The organism is Streptomyces sp. Y309, from assembly GCF_056712025.1.
On the sequence record NZ_CM160048.1, the window covers coordinates 2,494,857 to 2,521,856 of the forward strand.

At 71.1% G+C, this 27,000-nt stretch carries 19 protein-coding genes; 5 read left to right on the top strand and 14 right to left on the bottom strand.

Annotated features, from left to right (window positions below):
• Positions 1–57 precede the first annotated feature (57 nt).
• Positions 58–2,949: a vitamin B12-dependent ribonucleotide reductase gene (locus tag AC0KTA_RS09215; protein WP_481054632.1), complete on the bottom strand. Its 2,892-nt coding sequence runs from the start codon at positions 2,947–2,949 to the stop codon at positions 58–60.
• 140 nt (positions 2,950–3,089) lie between these two features.
• Positions 3,090–3,632, bottom strand: coding sequence for a transcriptional regulator NrdR (nrdR, locus tag AC0KTA_RS09220; RefSeq protein WP_481054633.1), 543 nt, complete (start codon positions 3,630–3,632; stop codon positions 3,090–3,092).
• A 537-nt stretch (positions 3,633–4,169) separates the two neighbouring features.
• On the opposite strand from nrdR, the gene lexA reads away from it, so the two are divergent.
• Positions 4,170–4,955, top strand: coding sequence for a transcriptional repressor LexA (lexA, locus tag AC0KTA_RS09225; protein ID WP_481054634.1), 786 nt, complete (start codon positions 4,170–4,172; stop codon positions 4,953–4,955).
• 199 nt (positions 4,956–5,154) lie between these two features.
• Here the strand turns inward: lexA and AC0KTA_RS09230 are convergent, their stop codons facing one another.
• From AC0KTA_RS09230 to AC0KTA_RS09255, 6 genes are all read right to left on the bottom strand, one after another.
• Positions 5,155–7,185 carry an ATP-dependent DNA helicase gene (locus tag AC0KTA_RS09230; RefSeq protein ID WP_481054635.1) on the bottom strand — a complete coding sequence of 677 codons (2,031 nt, stop codon included), beginning with the start codon at positions 7,183–7,185 and terminating at the stop codon, positions 5,155–5,157.
• Between the two features lie 76 nt (positions 7,186–7,261).
• Positions 7,262–9,172 carry an IucA/IucC family protein gene (locus AC0KTA_RS09235; RefSeq protein WP_481056364.1) on the bottom strand — a complete coding sequence of 637 codons (1,911 nt, stop codon included), beginning with the start codon at positions 9,170–9,172 and terminating at the stop codon, positions 7,262–7,264.
• Positions 9,173–9,359: 187 nt separating this feature from the next.
• Complete coding sequence (locus AC0KTA_RS09240) at positions 9,360–10,136, bottom strand: GNAT family N-acetyltransferase (RefSeq protein ID WP_481054636.1); 777 nt, start codon at positions 10,134–10,136, stop codon at positions 9,360–9,362.
• Between the two features lie 48 nt (positions 10,137–10,184).
• Positions 10,185–10,361 carry a hypothetical protein gene (locus tag AC0KTA_RS09245; protein WP_481054637.1) on the bottom strand — a complete coding sequence of 59 codons (177 nt, stop codon included), beginning with the start codon at positions 10,359–10,361 and terminating at the stop codon, positions 10,185–10,187.
• Entirely contained in the window at positions 10,358–12,634 is a 2,277-nt protein-coding gene (locus AC0KTA_RS09250) for an IucA/IucC family protein (protein WP_481054638.1), read from the bottom strand. Before AC0KTA_RS09250 ends, AC0KTA_RS09245 begins: the two co-directional genes overlap by 4 nt.
• Positions 12,635–12,877: 243 nt before the next feature.
• A complete protein-coding gene (locus AC0KTA_RS09255; RefSeq protein ID WP_481054639.1) occupies positions 12,878–14,473 on the bottom strand; it encodes a diaminobutyrate--2-oxoglutarate transaminase family protein in 1,596 nt (531 codons plus the stop codon).
• A 474-nt stretch (positions 14,474–14,947) separates the two neighbouring features.
• Here AC0KTA_RS09255 and AC0KTA_RS09260 point away from each other — a divergent pair, with 474 nt between their 5' ends.
• On the top strand, positions 14,948–16,183 hold the full coding sequence (locus tag AC0KTA_RS09260; protein ID WP_481054640.1) for a trypsin-like serine peptidase: 1,236 nt from the start codon (positions 14,948–14,950) through the stop codon (positions 16,181–16,183).
• A 215-nt stretch (positions 16,184–16,398) separates the two neighbouring features.
• Positions 16,399–17,607: a trypsin-like serine peptidase gene (locus AC0KTA_RS09265; RefSeq protein WP_481054641.1), complete on the top strand. Its 1,209-nt coding sequence runs from the start codon at positions 16,399–16,401 to the stop codon at positions 17,605–17,607.
• Positions 17,608–17,753: 146 nt separating this feature from the next.
• On the opposite strand, the gene hflX is transcribed toward AC0KTA_RS09265, so the two are convergent.
• The 6 genes from hflX to miaA all read right to left on the bottom strand — a co-directional run bounded on the left by hflX (position 17,754) and on the right by miaA (position 26,099).
• Entirely contained in the window at positions 17,754–19,244 is a 1,491-nt protein-coding gene (gene hflX, locus AC0KTA_RS09270) for a GTPase HflX (protein WP_481054642.1), read from the bottom strand.
• Positions 19,245–19,531: 287 nt separating this feature from the next.
• Complete coding sequence (locus tag AC0KTA_RS09275; protein WP_481054643.1) at positions 19,532–21,034, bottom strand: M1 family metallopeptidase; 1,503 nt, start codon at positions 21,032–21,034, stop codon at positions 19,532–19,534.
• A gap of 126 nt (positions 21,035–21,160) precedes the next feature.
• On the bottom strand, positions 21,161–23,305 hold the full coding sequence (locus AC0KTA_RS09280) for a RelA/SpoT family protein (protein WP_481054644.1): 2,145 nt from the start codon (positions 23,303–23,305) through the stop codon (positions 21,161–21,163).
• A 289-nt stretch (positions 23,306–23,594) separates the two neighbouring features.
• Positions 23,595–24,494 carry a diaminopimelate epimerase gene (dapF, locus tag AC0KTA_RS09285; protein ID WP_481054645.1) on the bottom strand — a complete coding sequence of 300 codons (900 nt, stop codon included), beginning with the start codon at positions 24,492–24,494 and terminating at the stop codon, positions 23,595–23,597.
• A 67-nt stretch (positions 24,495–24,561) separates the two neighbouring features.
• A complete protein-coding gene (locus AC0KTA_RS09290; protein ID WP_481056365.1) occupies positions 24,562–25,053 on the bottom strand; it encodes a hypothetical protein in 492 nt (163 codons plus the stop codon).
• 107 nt (positions 25,054–25,160) lie between these two features.
• The gene (gene miaA, locus AC0KTA_RS09295) at positions 25,161–26,099 is read right to left on the bottom strand and encodes a tRNA (adenosine(37)-N6)-dimethylallyltransferase MiaA (RefSeq protein WP_481054646.1); all 939 of its coding nucleotides are present in this window, start codon (positions 26,097–26,099) and stop codon (positions 25,161–25,163) included.
• 182 nt (positions 26,100–26,281) lie between these two features.
• On the opposite strand from miaA, the gene AC0KTA_RS09300 reads away from it, so the two are divergent.
• Positions 26,282–26,677 (top strand): hypothetical protein, encoded by a 396-nt coding sequence (locus AC0KTA_RS09300; RefSeq protein WP_481054647.1) that lies wholly within the window; start codon positions 26,282–26,284, stop codon positions 26,675–26,677.
• Positions 26,678–26,702: 25 nt separating this feature from the next.
• Complete coding sequence (locus AC0KTA_RS09305; protein ID WP_481054648.1) at positions 26,703–26,996, top strand: antitoxin; 294 nt, start codon at positions 26,703–26,705, stop codon at positions 26,994–26,996.
• Positions 26,997–27,000 lie beyond the last annotated feature (4 nt).

Genomic DNA, 27,000 nt, shown 5'->3' on the forward strand with positions numbered 1-27,000 from the left:
GGGCGGCGGGGCCGTCCCGGCCCCGCCGCCCCTCACCTACCTCATGGCGTCAGACGCTCAGCTGCAGCCGCTGGTGGAGCCGCAGCCCTCGCAGATGTAGCACGAGCCCGCGCGCTGCATCTTCGTGCCGCAGGAGAAGCACAGCGGCGCGTCGGCCTGGATGCCGAGCTGCATCTCGACGAGCTCGGCGCTGGTGTGCGCCTGCTGCGGAGCGGCCTCCTCGGCCTCCGGCTTCGGCGTGGCGACCGCCTTCAGGGACTCCGTCTGCCGCGGGGCGGACTGGGCCAGGCCCTCCACGTCCACGTCCTCGTCAGACGGCTCGTACGAACCGGTCTCCAGGTGACGCTGACGCTCCTCGGCGGAGTGGATGCCGAGCGCGGAGCGGGTCTCGAAGGGCAGGAAGTCCAGCGCCAGGCGGCGGAAGATGTAGTCGACGATCGACTGCGCCATCCGCACGTCCGGGTCGTCCGTCATGCCGGCCGGCTCGAAGCGCATGTTCGTGAACTTGGAGACGTACGTCTCCAGGGGCACGCCGTACTGCAGACCGACGGAGACGGCGATGGAGAAGGCGTCCATCATGCCCGCGAGGGTCGAGCCCTGCTTGGACATCTTCAGGAAGACCTCGCCCAGACCGTCGTCCGGGTAGGAGTTGGCGGTCATGTAGCCCTCGGCGCCGCCGACCGTGAAGGACGTGGTGATGCCGGGACGGCCCTTGGGGAGACGCTTGCGGACCGGGCGGTACTCGACGACCTTCTCGACCGCCGTACGGATCGTGTCCTCGGCCTTCTCGGTGATCTCGGCCTTCTCCGCCTCCTTCTTCTTGGCGGAGAGGGGCTGGCCGACCTTGCAGTTGTCGCGGTAGATGGCGAGCGCCTTGACGCCCATCTTCCAGGCCTCGAAGTAGACCTCTTCGACGTCCTCGACGGTGGCGGTCTCCGGGAGGTTGACCGTCTTGGAGAGCGCGCCGGAGATCCACGGCTGGATGGCGGCCATCATCCGGACGTGGCCCATCGCGGAGATGGAGCGCTCGCCCATGGCGCAGTCGAAGACCTCGTAGTGCGCGGTCTTCAGACCCGGGGCGTCGATCACATTGCCGTGCTCGGCGATGTGGGCGACGATCGCCTCGATCTGCTCCTCCTGGTAGCCCAGGCGGCGCAGGGCCTGCGGGACGGTGCCGTTGACGATCTGCATCGAGCCGCCGCCGACCAGCTTCTTGAACTTGACCAGCGCGAGGTCGGGCTCGAGACCGGTGGTGTCGCAGGACATCGCCAGACCGATGGTGCCGGTGGGCGCGATGACCGAGGCCTGCGAGTTACGGAAACCGTTCTTCTCGCCGAGCCGCAGGACGTCCTGCCAGGACTCCGTGGCGGCGGCCCAGATCGGCGTGTCCAGGTCGTCCATGCGGACGGCCGCGGCGTTGGCGTCGGCGTGCTGCTTCATGACGCGCTGGTGCGGCGTGGCGTTGCGGGCGTAGCCGTCGTACGGACCGACGACCGCGGCGAGCTCCGCGGAGCGCTTGTACGAGGTGCCGGTCATCAGCGACGTGATGGCGCCGGCGAGGGAACGGCCGCCGTCGGAGTCGTACGCGTGGCCGGTCGCCATCAGGAGGGCGCCCAGGTTGGCGTAGCCGATGCCGAGCTGGCGGAAGGCGCGGGTGTTCTCGCCGATCTTCTGCGTCGGGAAGTCCGCGAAGCAGATGGAGATGTCCATCGCCGTGATGACCAGCTCTACGACCTTGGCGAAGCGCTCGGAGTCGAAGGACTGGTTGCCCTTGCCGTCGTCCTTGAGGAACTTCATCAGGTTCAGCGAGGCGAGGTTGCAGGACGTGTTGTCCAGGTGCATGTACTCGCTGCAGGGGTTCGAGCCGTTGATACGGCCGGACTCCGGGCAGGTGTGCCAGGCGTTGATGGTGTCGTCGTACTGGATGCCGGGGTCGGCGCAGGCCCAGGCGGCCTCGGCCATCTTGCGGAAGAGGGACTTGGCGTCGACCTCTTCGATGACGTCACCGGTCATGCGGGCGCGCAGGCCGAACTTGTCGCCGTTCTCGACCGCCTTCATGAACTCGTCGTTCACACGGACCGAGTTGTTGGCGTTCTGGTACTGGACGGACGTGATGTCGTCGCCGCCCAGGTCCATGTCGAAGCCCGCGTCGCGCAGCGCGCGGATCTTCTCCTCTTCCTTGACCTTGGTCTCGATGAAGCCCTCGATGTCGGGGTGGTCGACGTCGAGGATGACCATCTTGGCCGCGCGGCGCGTGGCGCCGCCCGACTTGATCGTTCCTGCGGAGGCGTCGGCACCCCGCATGAAGGAGACCGGGCCGGACGCGTTGCCTCCGGAGGACAGCAGTTCCTTGGAGGAACGGATGCGGGAGAGGTTCAGGCCGGCGCCGGAGCCGCCCTTGAAGATCATGCCCTCTTCCTTGTACCAGTCGAGGATCGACTCCATGGAGTCGTCGACGGACAGGATGAAGCAGGCGGAGACCTGCTGCGGCTGGGGCGTGCCGACGTTGAACCACACCGGACTGTTGAAGCTGAAGATCTGGTGCAGGAGGGCATACGCCAGCTCGTGCTCGAAGATCTCGGCGTCGGCAGGCGAGGCGAAGTACTTGTAGTCCTCGCCGGCCTTCCGGTACGTCTTCACGATGCGGTCGATGAGCTGCTTGAGGCTCACCTCGCGCTGGGGGGTGCCGACCGCGCCGCGGAAATACTTGCTCGTGACGATGTTGACCGCGTTCACCGACCAGAAGTCGGGGAACTCGACGCCACGCTGCTCGAAGTTGACCGAGCCGTCGCGCCAGTTGGTCATGACGACGTCGCGGCGCTCCCAGACCACCTCGTCGTACGGATGCACGCCGGGGGTCGTGTGAATGCGCTCCATGCGCAGGCCCTTACCGCCCTTGGCTCCCTTGGCGCGGGAACCTCGTGCGGGGCCGCTCGTCGTCTCGGTCATGCCGCCTCCCTGTATCAGGCTAAAACGCCCTGAAGTGCCGCGTTCTTCCCGCAGCACGGTGTGTGTCTTGTGTCGCGGGCACCCCTACGGGCGACCCACGACGGGTCTGGTTCGCCGCCGGACCGTGATCCGGGATCCGGTCAGTCGGCGGCGGTGGCAGGCTGCGGGACTTCGGCAGTCCCACCGGGCCCGCGGCCGGTCGCGGTCCGCTCCGCACCGGAGCCGTCCGGCGCGGCGTCGCGCCGCCCTCGCAGCTCTTGGATGGCGGTCTCGAAGTCCTCGAGCGAGTCGAACGCCCGGTACACGGACGCGAAGCGCAGATAGGCGACGAGGTCGAGTTCCTGCAGCGGGCCGAGTATGGCCAGTCCCACGTCGTGGGTGGTCAGTTCGGCACTTCCGGTGGCCCGGACCGCTTCCTCGACCCGCTGGCCGAGCGCGGCGAGCGCGTCCTCGGTCACGGGCCGCCCCTGGCATGCCTTGCGGACGCCATTGATGACCTTGGTGCGGCTGAAGGGCTCGGTGACGCCGCTGCGCTTGACCACCATCAGCGAGCAGGTCTCCACGGTCGTGAAACGACGCGTGCAGTCCGGACACTGACGGCGCCTGCGGATCGACGTGCCGTCATCAGTGGTGCGGCTGTCGACTACGCGGCTGTCGGGGTGCCTGCAGAAGGGGCAGTGCATGGAACTCCCAACCCTCCTTCACGACACGACTCAAAGACCTCAACGGCCCCTCGGGGCCCTCGAAGCAGCCCCCAGCATAGGCGATGCCCGCGGACCCGAAAGACCGGGGACCACAACTTCTGGGCTGCGGCTGCAATCCAACCACTAGATCTGGGGTTTGCCGTAAATTTCGGCACCATCGCGTGTCGCGTCGGGAGCCACCGCGTGTCGCGGCACATGCCCCTCGCACGTCCCGGCGCGCGCCAGGCGCGCGGACACACGCACCGGGCGCCGACATCGCCCGGGAGGGCCCGGTGCCCGGTTGACGGAGCACCGAATGGCACTATGGGGGCGCACCCGGCAGGGCCACGGCTCCGGCGGTGAAGCGTACCGTAATGAACCGAATTTTCTTTCGGTCCGCGCGTTAGCCATACACCCAGACACATGATCGCGTCAGGCAATCTACGATTTTTCACTCGAACGTGTGTTTGGCGCAACCTTTCGAAAGCAACTACCGTTGGCTAACTAGGGAGAACATCTCGAGAGGGGCCGACCGACGTGACCACCACCGCAGACAGCGCCACCATCACTGCCCAGGACCGCTCCCAGAGCCGATTCGAGCCGGTGCATGCCATGAATGACGCAGCCACGAACCAGGAGGGGCCCAAGCCCACGCGCTCCCTGCCGGGCCGACCTCCAGGAATCCGCGCCGACAGCTCGGGACTCACCGATCGCCAACGCCGGGTGATCGAGGTCATCAGGGACTCGGTGCAGCGGCGGGGTTACCCGCCGTCGATGCGCGAAATCGGTCAGGCAGTCGGCCTCTCCAGCACCTCCTCGGTGGCGCATCAGCTCATGGCTCTGGAGCGCAAGGGCTTCCTGCGCCGCGACCCGCACCGCCCCCGGGCGTACGAGGTCCGTGGCTCCGACCAGCCGAACACCCAGGCCACCGACACCACGGGCAAGCCCGCCGCTTCGTACGTCCCGCTGGTCGGCCGCATCGCGGCGGGCGGTCCGATCCTCGCCGAGGAGTCCGTCGAGGACGTCTTCCCCCTCCCCCGGCAGCTCGTCGGCGACGGTGAGCTCTTCGTCCTGAAGGTCGTCGGCGACTCCATGATCGAAGCCGCCATCTGCGACGGGGACTGGGTCACGGTCCGCCGTCAGCCCGTCGCCGAGAACGGCGACATCGTCGCCGCCATGCTCGACGGCGAGGCCACCGTCAAGCGCTTCAAGCGCGAGGACGGGCACGTCTGGCTCCTGCCGCACAACTCCGCGTACCAGCCGATCCCCGGCGACGAGGCGACCATCCTCGGCAAGGTGGTCGCGGTCCTGCGTCGCGTGTGAGCCTCCGCCCCTGACCGGGCCCCGGGACCTCTGCGCCGGTTCCGGGGCTCGTCGCATGCCGTGGCCCCCTCGCGAGCCGTGGCCGCGTCCCTCTCGCAAGCCGTGGCCGTGCCCCGTCGCAAGCCGTGTCGGGGCGGCCGCGGCCTGGAGAGGCCCGCAAGGGCCCGGCGAGAGGCCGCCGCCCAGCAGGGGCGAGCGGCTACGCCTCCGCCGCCTCCACAGCCTCCGCGCTTGCCTCAAGGGCAGCAGCCTCCCCCGCCGCCTCGGCCGCATTCGCCACCGCGTCGATCGCCGCCAGGGAGCGGCGCACCTGATTACGGTCCGTGGTGTACCAGAAGTCCGGCAGCGAAGCCCGCAGATAGCTCCCGTAGCGCGCGGTGGCCAGCCGCGGGTCCAGGATCGCCACCACACCGCGGTCCCCCGACGCGCGGACGAGCCGACCGGCCCCCTGCGCCATCAGCAGCGCCGCATGCGTCGCCGCGACCGCCATGAAGCCATTCCCGCCCGCCTCGTCCACGGCCTTCTGCCGGGCGCTCATCAGCGGGTCGTCCGGGCGCGGGAACGGGATCTTGTCCATGATCACAAGCTGGCAGTTCGCGCCCGGTACGTCGACGCCCTGCCAGAGCGAGAGCGTGCCGAACAGACACGTCTGCGCGTCGGCCGCGAACCCCTTGATCAGCTCGCCGAGCGTCTCCTCGCCCTGCAGCAGGATCGGCATGTCGAGCCGGCCCCGCAGCTCCTCGGCGGCGGACTGCGCCGCCCGCATCGAGGAGAACAGTCCGAGCGTCCGCCCGCCCGCCGCCTCGATCAGCTCGGCGAGCTCGTCCAGCATGTCCGCGCGCGTGCCCTCACGCCCCGGACGCGCCAGGTGCTGCGCGACGTACAGGATGCCCTGCTTGCGGTAGTCGAAGGGCGAGCCGACGTCGAGGCCCTTCCAGACCGGCGTGTCCTCCTCGGACCGGGTGCCCTCCGGGGCGAGGCCCAGCGACGCTCCGACGCCGTTGAAGTCGCCGCCGATCTTGAGTGTGGCGGACGTGAGGACCACGGAGCGGTCCGTGAACAGCTTCTCGCGGAGCAGACCCGACACCGACATGGGAGCCACCCGCAGGGAGGCGCCGAAGCGGTCGTGGCGTTCGTACCAGACGACGTCGTACTCGGAGCCGTTGGTGATGCGCTCCGCGACGTCGTGGATCGACTCCACGGAGGCCAAGGCCTGCTTGCGGACCGCGTCCTCGTCCTGGACGGACTTGTCGCGGGTGGAGCCGAGCGCCGAAATGACCGTGCGCGCGGCGTCACGCAGGGCCATCAGGGCATAGCCGAGGTCCTCGGGGATCTCTTCGAGGCGCCCCGGCAGCGCCAACTCCATCAACCGCTCGAAGCCCTCCGAGGCCGTCTGGAGCTGATCTGCGGCCTTCTCGTTGACCAGCTTCGCCGCGCGCCGCACCGCGCGGTTGACCTGCCCCGGAGTGAGCTCACCGGTGGCGACTCCGGTGACGCGGGACACCAGCTCGTGCGCCTCGTCCACGATCAGCACCTCGTGCTGGGGCAGGACGGGGGCGCCTTCGATGGCGTCGATCGCGAGCAGTGCGTGATTGGTGACGACGACCTCGGAGAGCTTCGCCCGCTCCCGGGCCAGCTCGGCGAAGCACTCCTGGCCGTACGCGCACTTCGAGGCGCCGAGGCACTCCCTGGAGGAGACGGACACCTGCGCCCAGGCGCGGTCGGAGACGCCCGGGGTGAGGTCGTCGCGGTCGCCGGTCTCCGTCTCGTCCGCCCAGTCCCGCATGCGCAGCAGGTCCCGGCCCAGCTTGCTGGTGGGCGCCGCGGCCTCGAACTGGTCGAACAGGCCCTCTTCCTCGTCCTGCGGCATGCCTTCGTGGAGGCGGTGCAGGCACAAGTAGTTCGATCTGCCCTTGAGCATGGCGAATTCGGGGCGGCGGCGCAGCAGCGGGTGCAGCGCGTCCACCGTCCGCGGCAGGTCGCGCTCGACGAGCTGGCGCTGCAGCGCAAGCGTGGCCGTCGCGACGACGACCCGCTCCCCGTGCGCGAGCGCGGGCACCAGATAGCCGAGGGACTTGCCGGTGCCGGTGCCGGCCTGGACGAGCAGGTGGGAACCGTCGTCGATCGCCTCGGCGACGGTCTCGGCCATGGTCACCTGGCCGGGGCGCTCGGTGCCGCCGACAGCGGCGACAGCGGCGTGCAGGAGCTCGGGGAGGGAGGGCTTCGTCATAGCTCGACCAGCCTACGGTGCCCCACTGACAACCCCGCCAACACCGCCCACACCGTCGAGCTCGCCGACATCGCGATCAAGACGGGTGGAGGGGGTTGGGCACGGTCCCGTGGACGGCGGCGTGCGGGCGCTCGGAGCGGTCGCGGTAGCCGTCGAGGTGGAGCCGGTTGCGGTTCAGACACAGGCGCTCGATACGTGGTGTCAGCAGGTCGAACATTTCGTAGCGCTCCTTCAGCTCGGGAGCGCGGGCCTGGTGGCGCAGGATCTCGGCCCGGACGAGGGACCAGAAGTCGGTCTCCGGGACGCCCAGTTGTTCCTCGCACAGCGGCGCCAGATAGCGGAAGACTCCTACGAAGAGCCCGGCGTGAATGAACTGGGTCAGGAAGGCCGGCGGCTCGGTGAGCAGGATCTCGCGTACGTTGTCGGGCATGGAGGCGTGCTCCGGCACCGGTTCCGCACTGACGTTGACGTCGTCCACGAAGTCCTTGACCGCAAGGCGGACGGGCACATCCTTGTCGTCGAAGACGACGATGGTGTTCTCCCCGTGCGGCGAGAACACCGTTCCGTACCGGTAGAGGAACTGCAGCAGGGGCGGCAGCAGGGCGGCGAACAGGTGCGTCAGCCATTCCGTGGGTGTGAGCCCGGAGCGGCTCACGAGCTCCGCGACGAACGCGCGCCCCTGCGGATCGGTGTGCAGCAGCGCGGCGAGAGTACGGGCGCGCTCCCCCGGCGCGAGATAGCGCGTGAGGGGCTCGCGCCAGATCGCGCCCAACAGCTCCTTGTACTGGTACGGAACCTCCGGGAGCGAGTCGTACACGGGGTGCTCGACCGCCACGGAGGCGACCTCTCCAAGGAGGATCACCCGGCACTCGTCCCGCAGGAAGGGGTCGCCGTCGCGCAGGGCGTGCACCCAGGAGGTGACGGCCGAGGCAGCGACCGTCCGCTCGGTGGGCAGGCCGCGCCATACCAGGGTGTTGAGGACCGACAGCGGCAGTTTGACCGTGTGGCGGTCGGGGCGTGTGGTGTTCAGGAAGGTCCGGATGGACTGCTGGGGCAGGCGCAGGTCGCCGTCGGAGGGCAGCGGGACGATCGTCCCGGCGGCGACGGAAGGGGCGAAGAGGGGCAGCACGATGTCGTCCCACTGCCAGGGGTGCACCGGCAGATAGAGGTACTCCCGGGGGTCGAGACCGCGCGCGCGAAGTATGGCCGCGTAGGACTCCCTGGTGGCGGGCTCCAGTTCGCGTGCGTAGAGCTCGTCGGCGGTGCACAGGCCCGGCACGCCCCGGTAGGTGGCGATGCTGGTGTGCACCGCGATCCATGGGAGGGGCGCGCTGCTGCGGGCCTCTGGGGCCCAGCGCCGCGCGTCGGTCGCGGAGAATCCGATGCGCCCTTTGTTGAGGACGAGCCAGGGGTGGCCGGTCTGGTGGCCTTCGAGCTCCGCGTAGCCCACGTCGGCAAGTTGCTCAGCGGTCAGCGCGCCGTGGTCGAGGCGGGTGTCGGCGCTGAGGGTGACGGTCAGCTCGCGGATGAGGTGACCGAGCGTGGCGCCGTCGAGATCCAGGGTGCGGCGCGCGGCCGTGAGGAAGCCCAGCGGATCGGTCAGGCGGCGCGGGCTGCCGGTGCCTTCGGTGAGGGTCAGGCTCGCCGGGTCCACGCGCCAACTGCCGTAGGCGCCACGGCGGGCGCGGAAGGTGAGGCGGGGGCGGGGCTCACCGTCGGCGGCGGGCTCGTCGAGGAGGAGGGAGTACGTGTCCCTGGCCCCGGTTCCGGCCCCGTTTTCGCTGCTTTCCGCGCCGCCCCCCTGCCCCGCGGGGACCGGCCTGACGATTTCTTCGTACGCGAACTCGCCGACGATCTTGGCGAGGAGCCGGCGCCCGGCCTCCTCCCAGCGCTCCCGGGTCAGCTCGGGCGGGTCGTAGAGGGCGGCCTCGCCGTGCGGCGACTGAGGTGCCTGAGGTGCCTGGGACGTCTGAGGTGCCTGAGGAATTTGAGATGTCGAGGTCGTCTGAGGCGGTAGGTCTGTCTGGGGCGTCAGTGCTGTCTGGGCTGTCTGGGCTGTCTGGGGTGTCGCGGGATCGGAAAGATTCGGCACGGGGACTCCTCGGGGAGGGAACCGGATCGGGTCGAGCGGTGTATCAGAAGTGAGCGGGTCGGAGGGTGACGGGCCGGGCGGTTCACAGCACGGTGCGCAGGGTCCGGTCGCGGATCATGAGCGCCGCGCGCTTGTCGGGAAGGTCCATCTCGGCGGCGAAGCGGAAGCCGCCGCTCAGAAAGGCGGAGACGGAGGGGGTGTTGCGCAGGTCTGGTTCGGCGACGACGCGTGCGCAGGAAGGACGATGGTCGAGTACGAGATCGGCCACGGCTCGCAGCAAGGTGCTGCCGAGGCCTCGGCCTCGGTCGGCGACTCCGCCGACGAGGAGGTGGATTCCGGTGTCGTGGGGGCGTGCGGGGTAGTGGCGCGCCAGCGGGTCGAGGTCGGCGCGGTAGATCTCCCAGTAGCTCATCGGTGTGCCGGCCAGGACGCCGAGGCAGGGAACGCTGCGTCCGTCGCCGTCGAGCTGGAGCCGCAGGTGGGCCTCCGTGACGGACGGGGGTCCCGCCAGCTCCCAGAAGGCCGCCACGGCGGGGTCGTTCATCCACCGGCTGATGAGCGCGAGGTCCCGGTCGAGGCGCACGGGGACGAGCTGGAAGACGCCGGCGTCCGTGGTGGCCGGGCCCCAGGCGGCGACGTGGTCGAGCAGGTCTCCGTGTGCCGGGTCGGCCTCGCTTGCCGCCGGGCGGTCCGCGCTCGCCGAGCCTTCGGAGGTGAGGGGTGCCGTGCGTCCGCCGCAGTCGGCGATCAGCGCGACGAGTTCGTCGGGCAGTCGCAGGTCGAGGGTGTCTTCGCAGTCCGGGACGCCCGCGGTGGCGGGCTCGGTTCCCGCGTCGGTGCTCGCGTCGGTGGGAGGCACGGCGTCGCTCCTCTCGGAGGGGGATTCGGCAGTGGTGGGGCCTGGTCCTCAGGAAGGGGTCATGGTCATCAGGAAGCGGGCGTGGTCATCGGCGGGGAAAGGGGGCGCCGTCGTCGGTGGCGCAAACACGGTGGTCTGCGCCGACGAGGAGAGCGCGCGTGCGGGCCGGGGCGTCCCGGCCGGGGCGTGGAGGGTCAGCCGGTCGGGCGGGGTCGAGAGAGTCACGCGTGGAGGGGATTCGAGATGGTGACGTAGACGGATTGGGTGTCGACGGGTCCGACGAGTTCGTCGAGGCCGTGCAGCCGCGTCAGGAGATTGGCCTTGCAGCGCAGCACGGGCGAGTCGAGCAGCAGGGCGGGCAGCGGGGTGCGGAGCCGGCCGGGTCCGGAGGCGGCGTCGGTGAGGAAGCGGCGGAACGCGGCGAGCAACAGCCTCTCGTCGGCGAGGCGTTCGGCGCCCAGGGCGCCGATGAGGCCGAGGACGTTGTTGATGCCGAGGTAGTAGGCGAAGCGCTCGTCGGTCACCTCGTCGGAGACGAAGGTCTCGCTGTGCTCGCCGATGCCGGGCAGCCGCTGCTCCAGCTCGGTGCGGCGGGACTCGCGGAAGTAGTAGCCCTGGTTGTCGCGGTAGCGGCCGCCGGTGGGCCAGCCGTCGGGGTCGAGCAGCAGCAGAGTGTTCTGCTGGTGGGCCTCCAGGGCGACGCCTGCTTCGGAGTCGAGCCAGAGCACGGGGCGTACGACGTGCTGGAGGTAGCGCAGGAACCACTCCGTGGCGACGGCCCCTCGTGGGCGGCCCGTGTGGCCGGCGAGCCGCGTGATGATCGCGGCGAGCCGGGAGTGCATCGGCGGCCGGTCCTGGCCGGTGGGCTGTGCGGTCGGCCTGGGCGACACGAGACCGGCGATGCAGGTGGCGTCGTCGTCGGGGCGGAACGGGTTGTGCCGGATCATGACGTCGAATCCGGCGACCGCTTCGCCGTCGGCTCCGGTGACGGCGAGCCAGGCCGGGTCACGGATCACGTCGAACGCGGGGTGGGCCGCCTGCCACTGTTCGCCGAGGCCGCTGCGCAGCAGCCGGTGCACCTCGACGCCGCGGTGGAGTTCCTTGCGGAGGTTCTCACGACGGGAGTTGGTGATGCGCAGGGCGAGGGACAGCTTCAGCATGGCCGGGGCGCCCGACCGGTAGAGGGTGCGTACGGAGGAGGTGGGGTGCCAGGGGTCGCCGTGCGGGCCGAGGTCCTTGAGGAGTCCGGCGTCCAGGAGGGCGGCGGTGTCGGGGCGGTGGCGGAGTTCGCGGATCTGCCACGGATGCGCGGGCAGCGCCGTGTGGCCGTCCGGCAGCGGCAGCTCGGGCCCCGCGAGGCGGGCGGTGAGCTGGTCCGCCGGAACGCTGCGGCCGCGCTCGGTCCAGGCCGAGTCCATGGCGAGCACCGAGCGGTCGACGGCGAGCCAGTGCAGCGGGAAAGCGCCGCGCAACTCCGGGGAGTAGAGCCGGGATTCGGTGGCGGAGAGGCCTTCGCGGCTCTTCGGGGTCGGGTGCATCGGATGGCCGAGGAGCAGGGACTGTTCGGCGGCGAGGAAGAGGTCGGGGGTGTCCCCCGGGTTGTTCCTGCGGTCGGCGATGAAGTCGGCCGTGCGGCGGACGGAGTCGGCGACGCGGGCGACCAGGTCGGCGCCGTCGGGGGCTTCACTCGGGTCGGCTGGGATGGGGGACGGCGTCGGGGGGTGCGTCGGCTTCGCGTGCTTGGGTTGGTCGGGTTGGTCGCTCGACTCGGGTTGGCCGCTCGGCTCGGGTTGGCCGCTCGGCTCGGGTTGGCCGCTCGGCTCGGGTTGGCCGCTCAACTCGGGTTGGTCGCTCAACTCGGGCTGTTGGGGCTGCGTGGGCCGACTGCCCTGCGTGCCCTGCGTGCCCTGCGTGCCGCGCTCACCTCGCTCGCCCCGCTCGCCGAGGGCCTCGTCGGTGTGCGCTGCAGTGGGCTCCTCGATCGTCCCGACCGCCCCCATCACACCGTTCGTGCCGATCCCACCGCTCATCCCAACCGCACCACTCGTCCCGCCTGCCCGGGCAGTTTCGCGGCTGAGGAGGGCGGCGACGGTGACGGCGTCCACCGGGGGCGCGGTCGTCGGGCCGTCCTCGAGCCAGGGGAGGCCGAAGCGGTGCCAGCCGGTCGGGGACCAGTAGTCCACGGGCGCGAGGAGCGCGGTGCCGCTGGCTTCGAGGGGGAGGCGCAGGGTGCCGTGGTCCGGCGCGGCGATGTCGTTCTCACGCACCCAGCAGCGCAGCAGGTTCTCGACGGCCGCGGCCTGTGCCGCCATGTGCGGGTCGGGGTGGTCGAGGAGGTCGGCGGTGCCGTGGAGCAGCCGCTCGGTGTCGTGGGCCCTGCCCTTCTGCCGGGGGACCGTACCGGCCTCCGCTGTCTGCGGGGTCCGCGGGGACTGCGTGCCGCACGCTCCCGATGGCTGCGGTTGGGGACGTCCGTCGGATGCGGGGGTGGGGTTCAAGAGAGTTCCTTGTTGGGTGATCGGGCTCCGTGTGGCGACGGGCGGCGGCTGACGGGGACGGGACGAAACGAGATGAGACGAGGTGCGACGAGGTGCGACGAGATGAGGCAGGGAGAGGCGGGATGAGACGGGTGAATCGGTCGCCGGTCCGATCCGGAGGCGATGGCGGTGACCGTGAAGTGCGGCCGCCCGTCACCGGATCGGCCCGTGACCGCGAGGGTCAGGGGACGGGAAGGGGGCTGGTCATAGGTGGTCCGAAGAGAGTCGGGTGTCGTCGGCGCGGCGGTGGGAGCGCTCTGCCGCGCCGAGCGCGTCGGCGAGACGGTCGAGGACCGCGGTCGCCTGTTCGTCGGTGATGGTGAGGGGAGGCAGGAGGCGTACGACACTGGAGTGCCGTCCTCCGAGTTCGACGATGAGCCCGCGGCGCAGGCACTCGCGCTGTACGGCGGCGGCCAGTTCGGGGGCTGCCGGGTGGGGGCGGGTGTCGGGAAGGTCGTACGGCTCGTGGTGCGGCTGGTGGTGCATTTGCTGGCCGCGCTGGCGCGGGAGCGGGTGCTCATGCGGGAGCGGATGCTGATGCGGGTGCGCGAGCTGGCGCGTGTGCGGGCGCTGGTGGGCGGCGCCCGACTCCCCTGCGCCGACCGCGGGTTGACCCAGTTGACCAGATTGACCTGGTTGCTCCGGTTTCCACGGTTGCCCTCCTTCGGGGTCCACCAGCTCCACGCCCAGCATTAGGCCGAGGCCACGGACCTCGCCGACGCAGGTGTGGTCGGCGGCGAGGGAGTGCAGCCCTGCGAGCATGCGGCTGCCGAGGGCCGCGGCGCGCTCGGCGAGGCGGTTCTCACGTACGTACGCGAGGGTCGCCGCGCCGGCGGCCATCGCGAGCTGGTTGCCACGGAAGGTGCCGGCGTGGGCGCCAGGAGGCCAGACGTCGAGGTCGTCGCGGTAGACCACGACGGCGAGCGGCAGGCTGCCGCCGATCGCCTTGGACAGGACGAGGACGTCGGGGACGATGCCGCTGTGCTCGACGGCCCAGAAGGCGCCGGTCCGGCCGACGCCGGTCTGCACCTCGTCGGCGATGAGGGGGATTCCGCGCGCCGCGGTGATCTCGCGCATCCGGCGCAGCCAGGCGTCGGGGGCGGGCAGGACGCCGCCCTCGCCCTGGACGGGTTCGAGGATCATGGCGGCGGGCGCGGGGACACCGGACTTGGTGTCGTCGAGGAGGTTCTCGGTCCAGCGGGCGGCGAGTTCGGCCCCGTGCGGGCCGCCGATACCGAAGGGACAGCGGTAGTCCTGCGGATAGGGCAGCCGCGCCACGCGTACGTCCCGTGCGCCGCCGGATGCTTCGAGCGCCCCCGCGGTCATGCCGTGGTAGGCGCCGGTGAAGGCGAGCAGGCCTTCGCGCCCCGTGGCCGTGCGGGCCAGCTTCAGCGCCGCCTCCACCGCGTCGGTGCCCGCGGGGCCGCAGAACTGGATGCGCGCGCGGTCGGCGAGGGCGGGCGGAAGCGTGCGGAACAGCTCGGTGGTGAAGGCGTCCTTGACGGGCGTGGCCAGGTCGAGGACGTGCAGCGGGGCACCGGAGTCGAGGACGGTGCGGATGGATTCGAGCACGACGGGGTGGTTGTGGCCGAGGGCGAGGGTGCCCGCGCCGGAGAGACAGTCCAGGTAGCGCTGTCCGTCGGCGCCCTCGATCGTCATCCCGCGCGCGCGGACCGGCACGATCGGCAGGGCGCGGGCGTAGGTGCGCGCCGCGGACTCGCGTGCCGACTGGCGGCGCAGGATCCCGGCGGCTTCGTGCGTCGCGGGCACCACCGCGGGAGCAGGCTCGGTCACGGCCACGGCTGTTGGTCCTCCCGCTGGGACTTGGCGGGCCCACCGCGTCCGGGCGGGCGCGCGGGCGAGTTGGCGCGGGGGCTGAACGCGGACCGCGTGTCCCCCGTACGTACCAACGACGGCGCGTGCGCGGGATCACGGGTGGAAGGAAGATCTCCTCGCGTGGACGGGAGGACCTCGCGGAACGGAAGATCCTTGCCGTGACGGAACCGTTGCCGTTCCGTCGGCCGTCCCCAACGGCACCGGCATAGTGTGGGGTGCCGTTCATCAGCACCAAGGTGTTCCGGCACCGCGGGGGCCAGGGCGTTCAGCACCACGAGCGACCGGGGCCCGGCAACACGGGCATCCGGGCGCCCCGCATCGGGAGCGCCACGATGGCCGACGCCGTACGGCAAGGACGTACGGCACCGCGATGCAGGACGTACGGCACCGCGATGTACGGCATTTGGAACGATTTCGAGGCCCAGGGGGATTCTCACCATGCGACCCATACGTCCGCTCTTCACCTCTCGTCGTGGGAGGAGCGCGCGCGGCAGGACCCCCGTGGCGGCCGCCGTCGCGCTTGGCGCGGCACTCGTCCTGACCGCGACAGCCTGTGGCCCGGGCGGCGACAACACGGACGACTCGTCCGCGTCGCAGCCCGGCGACAACGGCGGGGACAGCGGCGACGACAAGATCCAGATTCCCGGCGACATCCAGGACCGGCTCAAGGAGCACGGCATCGACCTGGACAAGTGGAAGGACGGCGCCTGGAAGAACTGGGACAAGGACGACTGGCTGCGCGAGGCGGGCGACTTCGTCAACCCGATCATCGAGGACCTGTGGGACCCGGACCGCATGCGGGACGCCGACAAGAACCCGGACCGCGGTGTCGACGAAAGTGACATCTCCGGCGACCAGGGCGTGACGGACCCGACGCCGAAGCCGGTCGAGGCGGCAGGCGTGAAGACGCCGTACCACGACCAGGTGCCCGCGGCCGGGAAGCTCTTCTTCGACGGCCCCGAGGGCTCGATGGTCTGCTCGGCCACCGTCGTGAAGGACCCGAAGAACCCGGGCAAGTCCAACATGGTGTGGACCGCGGGCCACTGCGTCCACGCGGGCGCCAAGGGCGGCTGGTACCGGAACATCGCCTTCGCCCCGTCGTACAACGACAGCGGCAAGGACACCGCGGACCTGCAGGGCGCGCCCAAGGAAGAGGTCGCTCCGTACGGCGTCTGGTGGGGCGACTGGGCGCAGACGTCCGACCAGTGGATCGAGCAGGGCGGCCCGACCGGCGGCAAGGGCGCTCCGTACGACTTCGCGGTGATCCATGTGACGCCGGAGAAGGGCAGTGAGGGCAAGTCCCTCGAGGAGACGGTCGGCACGGCGCTGCCCGTCGACTTCGACGCTCCGGCGGTCGCGGACATCAAGGACATGACGGCGACCGGATATCCGGCGGCGCCGCCGTTCGACGGCCAGAAGCAGTTCCAGTGCGCGGACAAGCCGGGCCGCCTTTCGCTCAGCAAGCCCGACCCGACGATGTACCGCATCGGCTGCACCATGACCGGCGGTTCGTCCGGTGGCGGCTGGGTCGCGCAGGGCCAGGACGGCAAGCCCGCGCTGGTGTCCAACACGTCCATCGGCCCGGTGACGGCGGGCTGGCTCGCCGGTCCGCGCCTCGGTGACGAGGCCAAGGGCATCTACGACGCGGTCAGCAAGAAGTTCGCCGGCCGCTAGGCGGCGTCGGCGACCGCACTGCGCGGTGAGTTCGCCCGCGGGTGGGCGAACTCACCGCCCGCGGACGGGGGGCGGCGAAACTTTCACGATCTCGCCGCTGTTCGTCCCCAATTCCACAGGCATAGTGGGGTGTCGCGTCGGCCCAGGTGGCGGATGCCACGCTCACGCCTGACACGCACATGGCAATCACACGTTCCTACGGGGGTTACAGCTCCATGCGTTCCATTCGTGCGCCCTTCGCGCGCAGCCGCGGCCGTCGTGCCGCGCTCGCCGCCACCGGGCTCGCCGCGGCTCTGGCGCTCACCGCCACGGCCTGCGGGCCCAGCGACGACAAGGCCAGGGACAAGCCGGACACCGGCGCGTCGCAGGAGGCGGACAAGGGTTCCGACTCGGGCGCCGGTCTGCCGGGTGACATCACCGACCGGCTCAAGGAGCACGGCATCGATCCGGACAAGTGGAAGGACGGCGCCTGGAAGAACTGGAACAAGGACGACTGGCTGCGCGAGGCCAAGGACTTCGTCAACCCGGTCATCGACGGGCTCTGGAAGCCCGAGCGGATGCAGAAGGCCAAGGACCCGAACAAGACGATCGCGGCGAAGGACGCCAGCGCCGGCCAGGGCGCGACCGATCCCGAGCCGTCGCCGGTCAAGGCCAAGCCCGAGAAGACGCCGTACCACGACAACGCCGCCCCGGTCGGCAAGATCTTCTTCGACTCCCCCAAGGGGTCGATGGTCTGCTCCGGCACGGTCGTGAAGGACCCGCGCAACCCGGGCAAGTCCAACCTCGTGTGGACGGCGGGGCACTGTGTGCACGCCGGCGCGGAGGGCGGCTGGTACCGCAACATCACCTTCGTGCCCTCGTACAACGACCTGGGCAAGTCCGAGGCGGCGCTGAGCAACGCGGCGCCGCAGGAGGTCGCCCCGTACGGCCAGTGGTGGGCGGACTGGGTCTCGACGTCCGGCGAGTGGATCGACCAGGGTGCCGCTTCGGGCGGCGCGGGTGCTCCGTACGACTACGCCGTGATGCACGTGAAGCCGCAGGAGGGCTCCAAGTCCCTGGAGGAGACCGTCGGCAACGCGCTGGATGTCGACTTCTCGACTCCGTCGGCGCAGAGCGTCGGCTCCATGGGTGCCTGGGGCTACCCGGCCGCGCCGCCCTACAACGGCCTGATCATGCACAAGTGCATCGACAAGCCGGGACGTCTGTCGCTGGATCCGGCGACGCCGACGATGTACCGCATCGGCTGCACCATGACCGGCGGTTCGTCGGGCGGCGGCTGGTTCCGGGTCGTGGGTGACAAGACCAAGCTCGTCTCCAACACCTCGATCGGCCCTGCGCAGAACACCTGGCTGGCGGGCCCGCAGCTCGGCACCGGGGCGAAGCAGGTCTTCGACATGATGAGCGAGAAGTACGGCTCTCAGTGATCCTCGCGGATCAGTGAGGCGGTGCGGGCCGCGTGGCCCGCACCCCTCTCCGGTCCGGTACGACGGAGGCCCCGCCCCCTGCGAGGGGGCGGGGCCTCCGCCTTGTGCCTAGGCGCCGAGCAAGCTGCTACCGCCGAGTGCGAACGTCAGCGCGCCGCCGGAACGAACGGCGTGAGCTCCGCCGCGAGTTCCTCGTGCACCCGGGCCTTGAGCAGGGTGCCCTCGGCGGTGTGCTCCTCGGAGAGCACCTCACCGTCGGCGTGCGTGCGCGAGACGAGCTGGCCGTGGGTGTACGGCACGAGGGCCTCGATCTCGACCGCGGGCCGCGGCAGTTCGGCGTCGATGAGCCCGAGCAGCTCCTCGATGCCGGCGCCGGTGCGCGCGGACACGGCGATCGCGTGCTTCTGCGTGCGCAGCAGCCGCTGGACGACCAGCGGGTCGGCCGCGTCCGCCTTGTTGATCACCACGATCTCCGGCACGTCCGTCGCGCCGACGTCGCGGACGACCTCGCGCACGGCGGCGAGCTGCTCCTCCGGCGCGGGGTGCGAGCCGTCCACCACGTGCAGGATCAGGTCGGACTCGCCGACCTCCTCCATGGTGGAGCGGAACGCCTCCACGAGGTGGTGCGGCAGGTGCCGGACGAAGCCGACCGTGTCCGCCAGCGTGTACAGCCGACCGCTGGGCGTCTCCGCCCTGCGGACCGTCGGGTCGAGGGTGGCGAACAGTGCGTTCTCCACCAGCACGCCCGCGCCCGTGAGGCGGTTGAGCAAGGAGGACTTGCCCGCGTTGGTGTAACCGGCGATGGCGACCGAAGGCACCTTGTTGCGCTTGCGCTCCTGGCGCTTGATCTCGCGGCCCGTCTTCATCTCCGCGATCTCCCGGCGCATCTTCGCCATCTTCTCGCGGATCCGTCGCCGGTCCGTCTCGATCTTGGTCTCACCGGGACCACGGGTGGCCATGCCGCCACCCCCGCCGCCACCCATCTGACGGGAGAGCGACTGACCCCAGCCGCGGAGCCTCGGCAGCATGTACTGCATCTGCGCGAGGGCGACCTGCGCCTTGCCCTCTCGGGACTTGGCGTGCTGGGCGAAGATGTCGAGGATCAGGGCGGTCCGGTCGACCACCTTGACCTTGACGACGTCTTCGAGGTGGATGAGCTGGCCGGGGCTGAGCTCACCGTCGCACACGACGGTGTCCGCTCCGGTCTCGAGCACGATGTCGCGCAGCTCCAGGGCCTTTCCGGAGCCGATGTACGTCGCCGGGTCCGGCTTGTCGCGGCGCTGGATGACGCCGTCGAGGACGAGCGCGCCCGCGGTCTCCGCGAGGGCGGCCAGCTCGGCGAGGGAGTTCTCCGCGTCGTCGACCGTCCCGGAGGTCCAGACACCGACGAGCACGACACGCTCCAGGCGGAGCTGTCGATACTCGACCTCGGTGACGTCCTCGAGCTCGGTGGAGAGGCCGGCGACGCGGCGCAGGGCCGCGCGCTCGGAGCGGTCGAGCTGTTCGCCGTCCCGCTCTCCGTCGATCTCGTGGCTCCAGGCGACGTCCTCTTCCATCAGGGCATCGGCCCGAAGACCTTCGGGGTAGTTCTGCGCGAAGCTCTGTGCGTCCTGGGAAGGGGAAGAAGAGGAGGTCATTGGGTCCTTTACGTCGATGGAAATCCGATACGGAGAGCGCCTGGGAGCGTCTGCCGCCCTGTCGCACCGTGTGTGCCACAGCGCCGCCCGTCATGTCCGACAACGCTCACGCCCACCCGGAGATTCCCCGGACCAGCCGAAACCGCCCCTGAGATGTCCCCGAGGGGATGTCCCGGACGGGCCGCGCCGTCGACCTGAAGATGGTCGCACGGGACGGCCCGTCTCGTCATCCGACTTTTCCTGCCGGACGGCCGCCGTGCGCCTTCTTGCCGGACGGCTGCCGTGCGCTACTTCTTGGCAGGTGCCCCCTTCGCGTCCGGTGGCGTCGTCGTCCAGTCCGGGTGCCCCGGCATGGGCGGCGTCTTCTTGCCGTACAGCCAGGCGTCGAAGAATCCGTCCAGGTCGCGTCCGGAGATGTCGGAGGCGAGGCGCACGAAGTCGGCGGTCGTCGCGTTCGCGTCGCGGTAGGTGTGGACCCAGGCGCGCTCCACGGCCTCGAAGGAGGGCTTGCCGATCTCCTGCCGCAGGGCGTACAGCACGAGCGCGCTGCCGTCGTACACGACCGGCCTGAAGATGCTGATCTTCTGCCCCGGCCGGGGCCCCTTGGGCGCGGCCGGCGGCCCGCCCGCCGCACGCCAGCGGTCCGAGAGCCGGTAGGCGTAGCGCATACGCTTCTCGATCGGCTGGCGCGCCTTCTCTTCCGCGTACAGGGCCTCGTACCAGGTGGCGTGCCCCTCGTTCAGCCAGAGGTCGGACCAGGTGCGCGGGCTCACGCTGTCGCCGAACCACTGGTGCGACAGCTCGTGCACCATGATCGATTCGACGTACCACTTGGGGAACTCCGGACGCGTGAACAGCTCCTTCTCGAAGAGCGACAGCGTCTGTGTCTCCAGCTCGAAACCGGTCCGGGCGTCGGCGACGAGCAGTCCGTAGGTCTCGAACGGATACCGGCCGATCTTGTCCTCCATCCAAGCGATCTGGCCGGGTGTCTTCTTGAGCCAGGGCTCCAGCTTCTTGCGGTCCTTCGTGGGCACCACGTCGCGTACGGGCAGTCGGTACGGGCCGGTGCGGTGCAGCACGGTGGAGCGGCCGATGGACACCTGGGCGAGCTCGGTCGCCATCGGGTGCCGGGTGCGGTACGCCCAGGTCGTGGTGTCCGCGCGGCGCGTCTTGGCCACCGGCAGGCCGTTGGCGACGGCGGTGAGGCCCTTCGGGGCGGTGACGCGGAAGGTGAACTGCGCCTTGTCGGCGGGGTGGTCGTTGCACGGGAACACGCGGTGTGCCGCGTCGGCCTGGTTGGCCATCGCGAGCCCGTCGGCGGTGCGCACCCAGCCGCCGTCCTCCTTGCCGGACACCGGGTCGCTGGTGTGCCGCACGGTGATCCGCAGCCGCTCACCGGGGTGCACGCGCGCGTGGGGCGTGACGACGAGGTCCTCGCCGGCGGTGGCGAAGTCGGCACGGGCGCCGTTCACGTCGACGGAGCGGACCTTGCCGTGGGTGAAGTCCAGGTTGACGCGCTCCAGCGGGGCCGTCACACGGGCGTCGATCTTCGTGACCGCGTCCAGGGGCTTGCTGTTGTCCCCGCGGTAAGTGAAGGCGATGTCGTACGAGGTCACGTCGTAGCCGGGATTTCCCAGGTGCGGGAAGAGCCGGTCGCCGATGCCGAGCGGGGCGGCGGGCTGCGGGGCGCTCGCGGCGAGCAGGGCGGCGGAGGTGGCGGTGGCGAGGACGGCGACCGCGATGCGGACGGTTTTCGGCCGGGACGCCTTGGTGCGAGGGGTGAGGAGCATGAACTACCGCTACCAGCGTGTGCCTGCCAGGCCGGGACGGCACGCACCGGGCCCACCCGAACGAGTACCGCCACAGCGGAGCACACCTCTACGGAGAGTGCCGTTAGGGCTCTACGGAGAGTGACATTACGGCGCCGCTGCCGCCCGGTGCTGTGCGCGGCTCACGTCGTACACACCCGGGACGTTGCGCATCGCGCGCATCAGGCCGGGGAGGTGTGCGGCGTCGGGGAGTTGGAGCGTGTACGTGTGGCGTACGCGCTGCTGGCTCGGTGGTTCGACGGTCGCCGAGATGATGGCCGCGCCTTCCAGGGCGATGGCTTCGGTGAGGTCGGCGAGGAGGTGCGCCCGGCCGAACGACTCGGCGACCAGGGTGACCCGGCACTCGGCAGTGTCCCCCCAGCGCACGCCGACCTCCGGGCGGCCCACTTCCGTCATGCGCTCCACCGCCGTACACGCGATCCGGTGCACGGTGACGACACCGCCGCGCACCGCGAAGCCGGTGATCTCGTCGGGCGGCACCGGCGTGCAGCAGCCCGCGAGCCGCACCGTGGCGCCCTCGCGGTCGGCCACGACGTCCGCCCCCGCGGGGCGCAGCGCCGCGGCGACCTGCGGCTTCGGGGTGGCCGCGGGCACCGTCACCGGTGCGGGGGGCGGGGCGGCCGGTGCGGGCGCCCCGGCCGCGGGCGCGGGGTGGGTGTTGAGCCAGCGCCGGATGGCGATCCGCGCGGCGGGCGTGCGCGCCTGGTCGAGCCAGTCGTGCGAGGGCCCGGAGGCCGGGTCCTGGCCCATGAGGAGCTGCACGGTGTCGCCGTCCCGCAGGACCGTGCTGAGCGTCGCCAGGCGGCCGTTGACGCGGGCGCCGATGCAGGCGTGGGCGTCTTCGCCGTACTGCGCGTAGGCGGCGTCCACGCAGCTCGCGCCCGCGGGCAGGCCGAGCGTGGCGCCGTCGGGGCGGTAGACGGCGATCTCGCGGTCCTGGGCGAGGTCTTCGCGCAGCGTCGACCAGAAGGTGTCGGGGTCGGGCGCGGCCTGCTGCCAGTCGAGGAGGCGGGAGAGCCAGCCGGGGCGGGTGGGGTCGGCGCGCTCGCCGTCGGCCGGCTGCTCCTCGGGGGGCGCGGCGTAGGGGTTGCGCAGGGCGATGACGCCCGCTTCGGCGACCTGGTGCATCTGGTGGGTGCGGATGAGGACTTCGGCCACTTCGCCGTCGGGACGGGCCACGGCCGTGTGGAGCGACTGGTACAGGTTGAACTTCGGTACGGCGATGAAGTCCTTGAACTCCGAGACGACCGGCGTGAAGCACGTGTGCAGCTCGCCGAGCACTCCGTAGCAGTCGGCGTCCTCGTTCACGAGCACCAGGAGGCGCCCGAAGTCGGCCGGGCGCAGCTCGCCGCGCTTGCGGTGCACCCGGTGCACGGACACGAAGTGGCGCGGCCTGATGAGGACTTCGGCCGCGATGCCCGCGTCGCGCAGCACGCCGCGCACCTCTTCGGAGATGTCCGCGAGCGGGTCGGTGCCGGCCCGCGCCTTCGCCGCGATCAGCTCCCTGACCTCGGCGCACTCCTGTGGGTGGAGGATCGCGAAGACGAGGTCTTCGAGCTCGGTCTTCAGGGCCTGCACGCCGAGCCGTTCGGCGAGCGGGATGAGGACGTCGCGCGTGACCTTCGCGATCCGCGCCTGCTTCTCGGGGCGCATCACCCCGAGCGTGCGCATGTTGTGCAGCCGGTCGGCGAGTTTGATCGCCATGACGCGTACGTCATTGCCGGTGGCGACCAGCATCTTGCGGAAGGTCTCGGGCTCGGCGGCGGCTCCGTAGTCCACCTTTTCCAGCTTGGTGACGCCGTCGACCAGGTAGCAGACGTCGTCGCCGAACTCCGCGCGCACCTGATCGAGCGTCACGTCCGTGTCCTCGACGGTGTCGTGGAGCAGGGACGCGGTCAAGGTCGTGGTCTCCGCGCCCAGTTGGGCCAGGATCAGGGTGACGGCGAGCGGGTGTGTGATGTACGGCTCACCGCTCTTGCGCATCTGACCGCGGTGCGAGGACTCGGCGAGGACGTAGGCGCGGCGCAGGGGCTCGAGGTCGGCGTCCGGGTGGTGGCCGCGGTGGGTCTCGGCCACATGGCCGATGGCGTCCGGGAGGCGGCCGCGGCCGGCCGGTCCGAGCAGCGCGGCACGGCCGAGTCGGCGCAGGTCAAGGCGGGAACGGGCGCGCTTTCGCTGGCCCGGGGGCGTCGTGGGGCCGGGCGTCGCGGGATTCGTCGCCTCCGCACTCATGGGCACCTCCGGCAGCTCCGACCGGCGGTGAGCGGACGGCAGCCTGCTCCGTCCGGGCCGGTGCTTGATGCTATCGAGCCCATCACGCGGTGCTGACCCGCTCTCGCCGAGCGTGAAACGGATCACCCATTCGAGCGACAGTTCTGTGGAGTGTCGTTTCGACTGGGGCGAGCGGGGTTTCGACCCCGGCGCGCGGACGAGGCCGGGCGCGCGGCCCGGACACCCCTGTGCGCCGTGCGGCCGGTGTGCGTCGTGCGGCCGGTGTGCGGCGCCCGGCCGAGCTCGGCACTCAGGCCGTCACCGCCGACGCCAGCCAGTCGGTGTCGATCTCGCCCTCGGCGACGATCACCGCGGGGCCCGTCATCTCGATCTCTCCGTCGGGCGCCTCGGTGACGATCAGGCGGCCGCCGAGAACGTCGACGGTGTACGTCACCGGGGTGCCGGTCACGGCCGGGTCCAGGCCGTCCCTGCGCGCCGCCGCGACGGCCACCGCGCACGCGCCCGTGCCGCACGAGCGGGTCTCGCCGGCGCCGCGCTCGTGCACGCGCATGGCGACGTGGCGCGGGCCGCGGTCGGCCACGAACTCCACGTTCACGCCGTCCGGGTAGGCCGTCGCCGGGCTGAACGGGGGCGGGGCCAGGAGGTCGCCCGCGTGCGCCAGGTCGGCCACGAAGGCGACGGCGTGCGGGTTGCCCATGTTCACGTTGCGCGCGGGCCACTTGCGGTCGCCCACGGAGACCGTGACGTCGCCTTCGGGGAGCACCGCCTTGCCCATGGACAGCGTGATGTCGCCGTCGGTGGTGTCAGCGGTGGCGGACTTGGCGATGTGCGCGCGCTTCACGCCGCCGCGGGTCGCGACGGCCAGGTCGCCCTCGCCGGCGAGCCCGGCGCGCTGGAGGTAGCGGGCGAAGACGCGGACGCCATTGCCGCACATCTCGGCGATCGAGCCGTCGCCGTTGCGGTAGTCCATGAACCACTCGGCCTCGTCGGCCAGGTGCCGCGCGTCCGGGTGCGCGGCCGAGCGCACGACGTGCAGCAGGCCGTCGCCGCCGATGCCCGCGCGGCGGTCGCACAGGGCGGCCACCTCGGCCGGGGACAGCTCAATGGTGTTGTCGGCATCGGGGACGATCACGAAGTCGTTCTCGGTCCCGTGCCCCTTGAGGAAGGCGATCCGCGTGCGCGTGCTCATTCCTCGATCGTACGGGGTGGGTACGACACCTGGACGGCGCCGTCCGCGGGACGGTCCGCGAGGGCCGTCAGCGGAGGCGGGCCACGCGCCAGACGGCGAGCACCGCCACGGTCGCGACGATCAGCGTGTACGCCGAGACGACCCGCCAGTCCGGCCGCCGCCCGGAGCCGCGCTCCGGCAGCCCCGGCCAGGTGTGCCCGACGCGGCGGGCGGCCATCATGCCCCAGCCCGCGGCGCAGGAGCTGATGAGCAGCCCCAGCATGGCGACGACCGCGCCGCCGTCGCCGAACTCGAAGGCCAGCGGGAAGGCGAACATCAAGGAGCCGACGGCGGCGAGGATCACGATCGGCGCGAGCTGCCAGATGCGGAGCCTGCGCTGCGGCCGCAGCTCGACCTCGACCTCCGGCTCCGTCGCCAGCTCCTCCTCGGTGGGGCCGTCGTCGGTCACACCGCCCGCGGTGGCCCCGGGGCTGTCCGGTCCGTCCGGGCTGAGCCGCGCACCGTCGCGCGCGGTGTGCTGCTCGCCGTCATGTGCGGTGTCTCGAGGGCCGGCCTCCATCGCCACGCGCCCTCCCACTCCGGACTCCACTGGTCGATCGATGGTCGATGATGGCACGCCGTCAGGTACCCGGATGACCGGCGGAGCGTCCCGATGCCATCACGTGATCAGGCTGTGACCGCTCGTTCGACCAACGTCAGCGCGCTCCCGGGGAGTTCCCCGTGGTCGGCGGCGGCACCGCTCAGCCAGTGCACGCGCGGATCCCGGCGGAACCACGAGTCCTGACGGCGCGCGAAGCGCTTGGTGGCGCGCACGGTCTCGGTGCGCGCCTCGTCCTCTGTGCACTCTCCGGCGAGCGCCGCGAGCACCTGCTGGTAGCCGAGCGCGCGCGATGCCGTGCGCCCCTCCCGCAGGCCGCGCGCCTCCAGCGCGCGCACCTCGTCGACGAGCCCGGCCTCCCACATGCGGTCCACGCGCGTGGCGATGCGCTGGTCGAGCTCCGGCCTGGCCACGTCGACGCCGATCTGCAAGGTGTCGTACACGGACTCATGACGGGGGAGATTGGCCGTGAACGGCTTGCCCGTGATCTCGATGACCTCCAGGGCGCGGACGATCCGGCGCCCGTTGCTGGGCAGGATCGCGCGGCCCGCGTCGGGGTCGGCGGCGGCGAGGCGCGCGTGCAGCACGCCCGGGCCGCGCAGCTCGAGCTCCTCCTCCAGGCGGGCGCGTACGGCGGGGTCGGTGCCGGGGAACTCCAGGTGATCGACGGCCCCGCGTACGTACAGACCGGAGCCGCCGACCAGGATCGGCCAGCGGCCCTCCCCGAGGAGCCGGTCGATCTCCGCGCGGGCGAGCTTCTGGTACTCGGCGACGCTCGCCGCCTCCGTCACGTCCCAGATGTCGAGGAGGTGATGCGGTACGCCGTCGCGCTCGGCGGGCGTCAGCTTGGCGGTGCCGATGTCCATCCCCCGATAGAGCTGCATCGAGTCGGCGTTGACGACTTCGCCGCCGAGACGCTGGGCGAGGAAAACACCTAGATCGGACTTTCCGGCGGCGGTCGGCCCGACGACGGCGATGACCCGCGGGGCGGGAGCTGCACTTCTCACCGCCCTAGTCTCGCAAACCGCGCGGCAAGTGCCCGAACGAGCGACGTGACGGCACGGCTTTGAGGTCGTTGCCTGTTGCGAGGTTCCGGCCGCCGGTTTCGAGGACCGGTGACCCGGGCGACGCAATCGGACGCACCGGGCGGCGCGGGATTTCGCCCACACGAGTAACGTATGGAGTAGATATGGGCGTTTTTGCACGGTTCCGCCGGAAGGCCAAGGACGCGGAGGAGGCGTCGGCCACCGAAGCGTCGGCCGACACCCTGACGGCCGAGCCCGAGTCGGCCGAGGAGTCCTCCAAGGCCGACGGCGGGGCCGCGGCGGAGGACGAGGCCAAGTCCGAGGCGAAGAGCGACGGCGCGGACGAGGACGAGGCGCCGGAATCTGCCGAGGCGGCTGCCGCAGAGAAGGCGGAGAAGGCGGAGAAGGCGGACACGGCCGACACCGCCGCCGACGCGGAGACCGCCAAGAGCGCGGAGAACGCCGACAGCACGGACAGCGCGGACAATGTCGAGATCCCCAAGCAGCAGTCCGCGCAGGAGGCGGCCGACAACGAGGCCGGTGAGAGCGCCCGTAAGTGACGCCCCGGCGAGGGAAGGTGAACTCATGGGCTTCCTGAACCGTCTGAAGGACAGACTCGCCCCTGCCAAGGGCAAGGTCGCGCACCTCGCGCAGCAGCACGGGGACAAGATCGACCAGGGCCTGGACAAGGCCGCCAAGGTGGTCGACAGGAGGACCAAGGGCAAGTACAGCGACAAGATCCAGACGGGGACGGGCAAGGCGAAACACGCCGTGGACCGCCTCGCCGGAACGGAAGGCGGCAAGGACGCGGGGGGCAGTTCCACTCCCCCGGGCAATGCCTCTCCCCCGTCTCCCCCGTCGCCCCCTTCGGCTTCCTGAACAC

What these genes read in the sequence shown, in the direction of transcription:
- AC0KTA_RS09215 (WP_481054632.1), bottom strand. Translation starts at nt 2,949, where the DNA reads ATGACCGAGACGACGAGCGGCCCCGCACGAGGTTCCCGCGCCAAGGGA.
- nrdR (WP_481054633.1), bottom strand. Translation starts at nt 3,632, where the DNA reads ATGCACTGCCCCTTCTGCAGGCACCCCGACAGCCGCGTAGTCGACAGC.
- AC0KTA_RS09230 (WP_481054635.1), bottom strand. Translation starts at nt 7,185, where the DNA reads ATGACGAAGCCCTCCCTCCCCGAGCTCCTGCACGCCGCTGTCGCCGCT.
- AC0KTA_RS09260 (WP_481054640.1), top strand. Translation starts at nt 14,948, where the DNA reads ATGCGACCCATACGTCCGCTCTTCACCTCTCGTCGTGGGAGGAGCGCG.
- AC0KTA_RS09265 (WP_481054641.1), top strand. Translation starts at nt 16,399, where the DNA reads ATGCGTTCCATTCGTGCGCCCTTCGCGCGCAGCCGCGGCCGTCGTGCC.
- hflX (WP_481054642.1), bottom strand. Translation starts at nt 19,244, where the DNA reads ATGACCTCCTCTTCTTCCCCTTCCCAGGACGCACAGAGCTTCGCGCAG.
- AC0KTA_RS09275 (WP_481054643.1), bottom strand. Translation starts at nt 21,034, where the DNA reads ATGCTCCTCACCCCTCGCACCAAGGCGTCCCGGCCGAAAACCGTCCGC.
- AC0KTA_RS09280 (WP_481054644.1), bottom strand. Translation starts at nt 23,305, where the DNA reads ATGAGTGCGGAGGCGACGAATCCCGCGACGCCCGGCCCCACGACGCCC.
- dapF (WP_481054645.1), bottom strand. Translation starts at nt 24,494, where the DNA reads ATGAGCACGCGCACGCGGATCGCCTTCCTCAAGGGGCACGGGACCGAG.
- AC0KTA_RS09290 (WP_481056365.1), bottom strand. Translation starts at nt 25,053, where the DNA reads ATGGAGGCCGGCCCTCGAGACACCGCACATGACGGCGAGCAGCACACC.
- AC0KTA_RS09300 (WP_481054647.1), top strand. Translation starts at nt 26,282, where the DNA reads ATGGGCGTTTTTGCACGGTTCCGCCGGAAGGCCAAGGACGCGGAGGAG.
- AC0KTA_RS09305 (WP_481054648.1), top strand. Translation starts at nt 26,703, where the DNA reads ATGGGCTTCCTGAACCGTCTGAAGGACAGACTCGCCCCTGCCAAGGGC.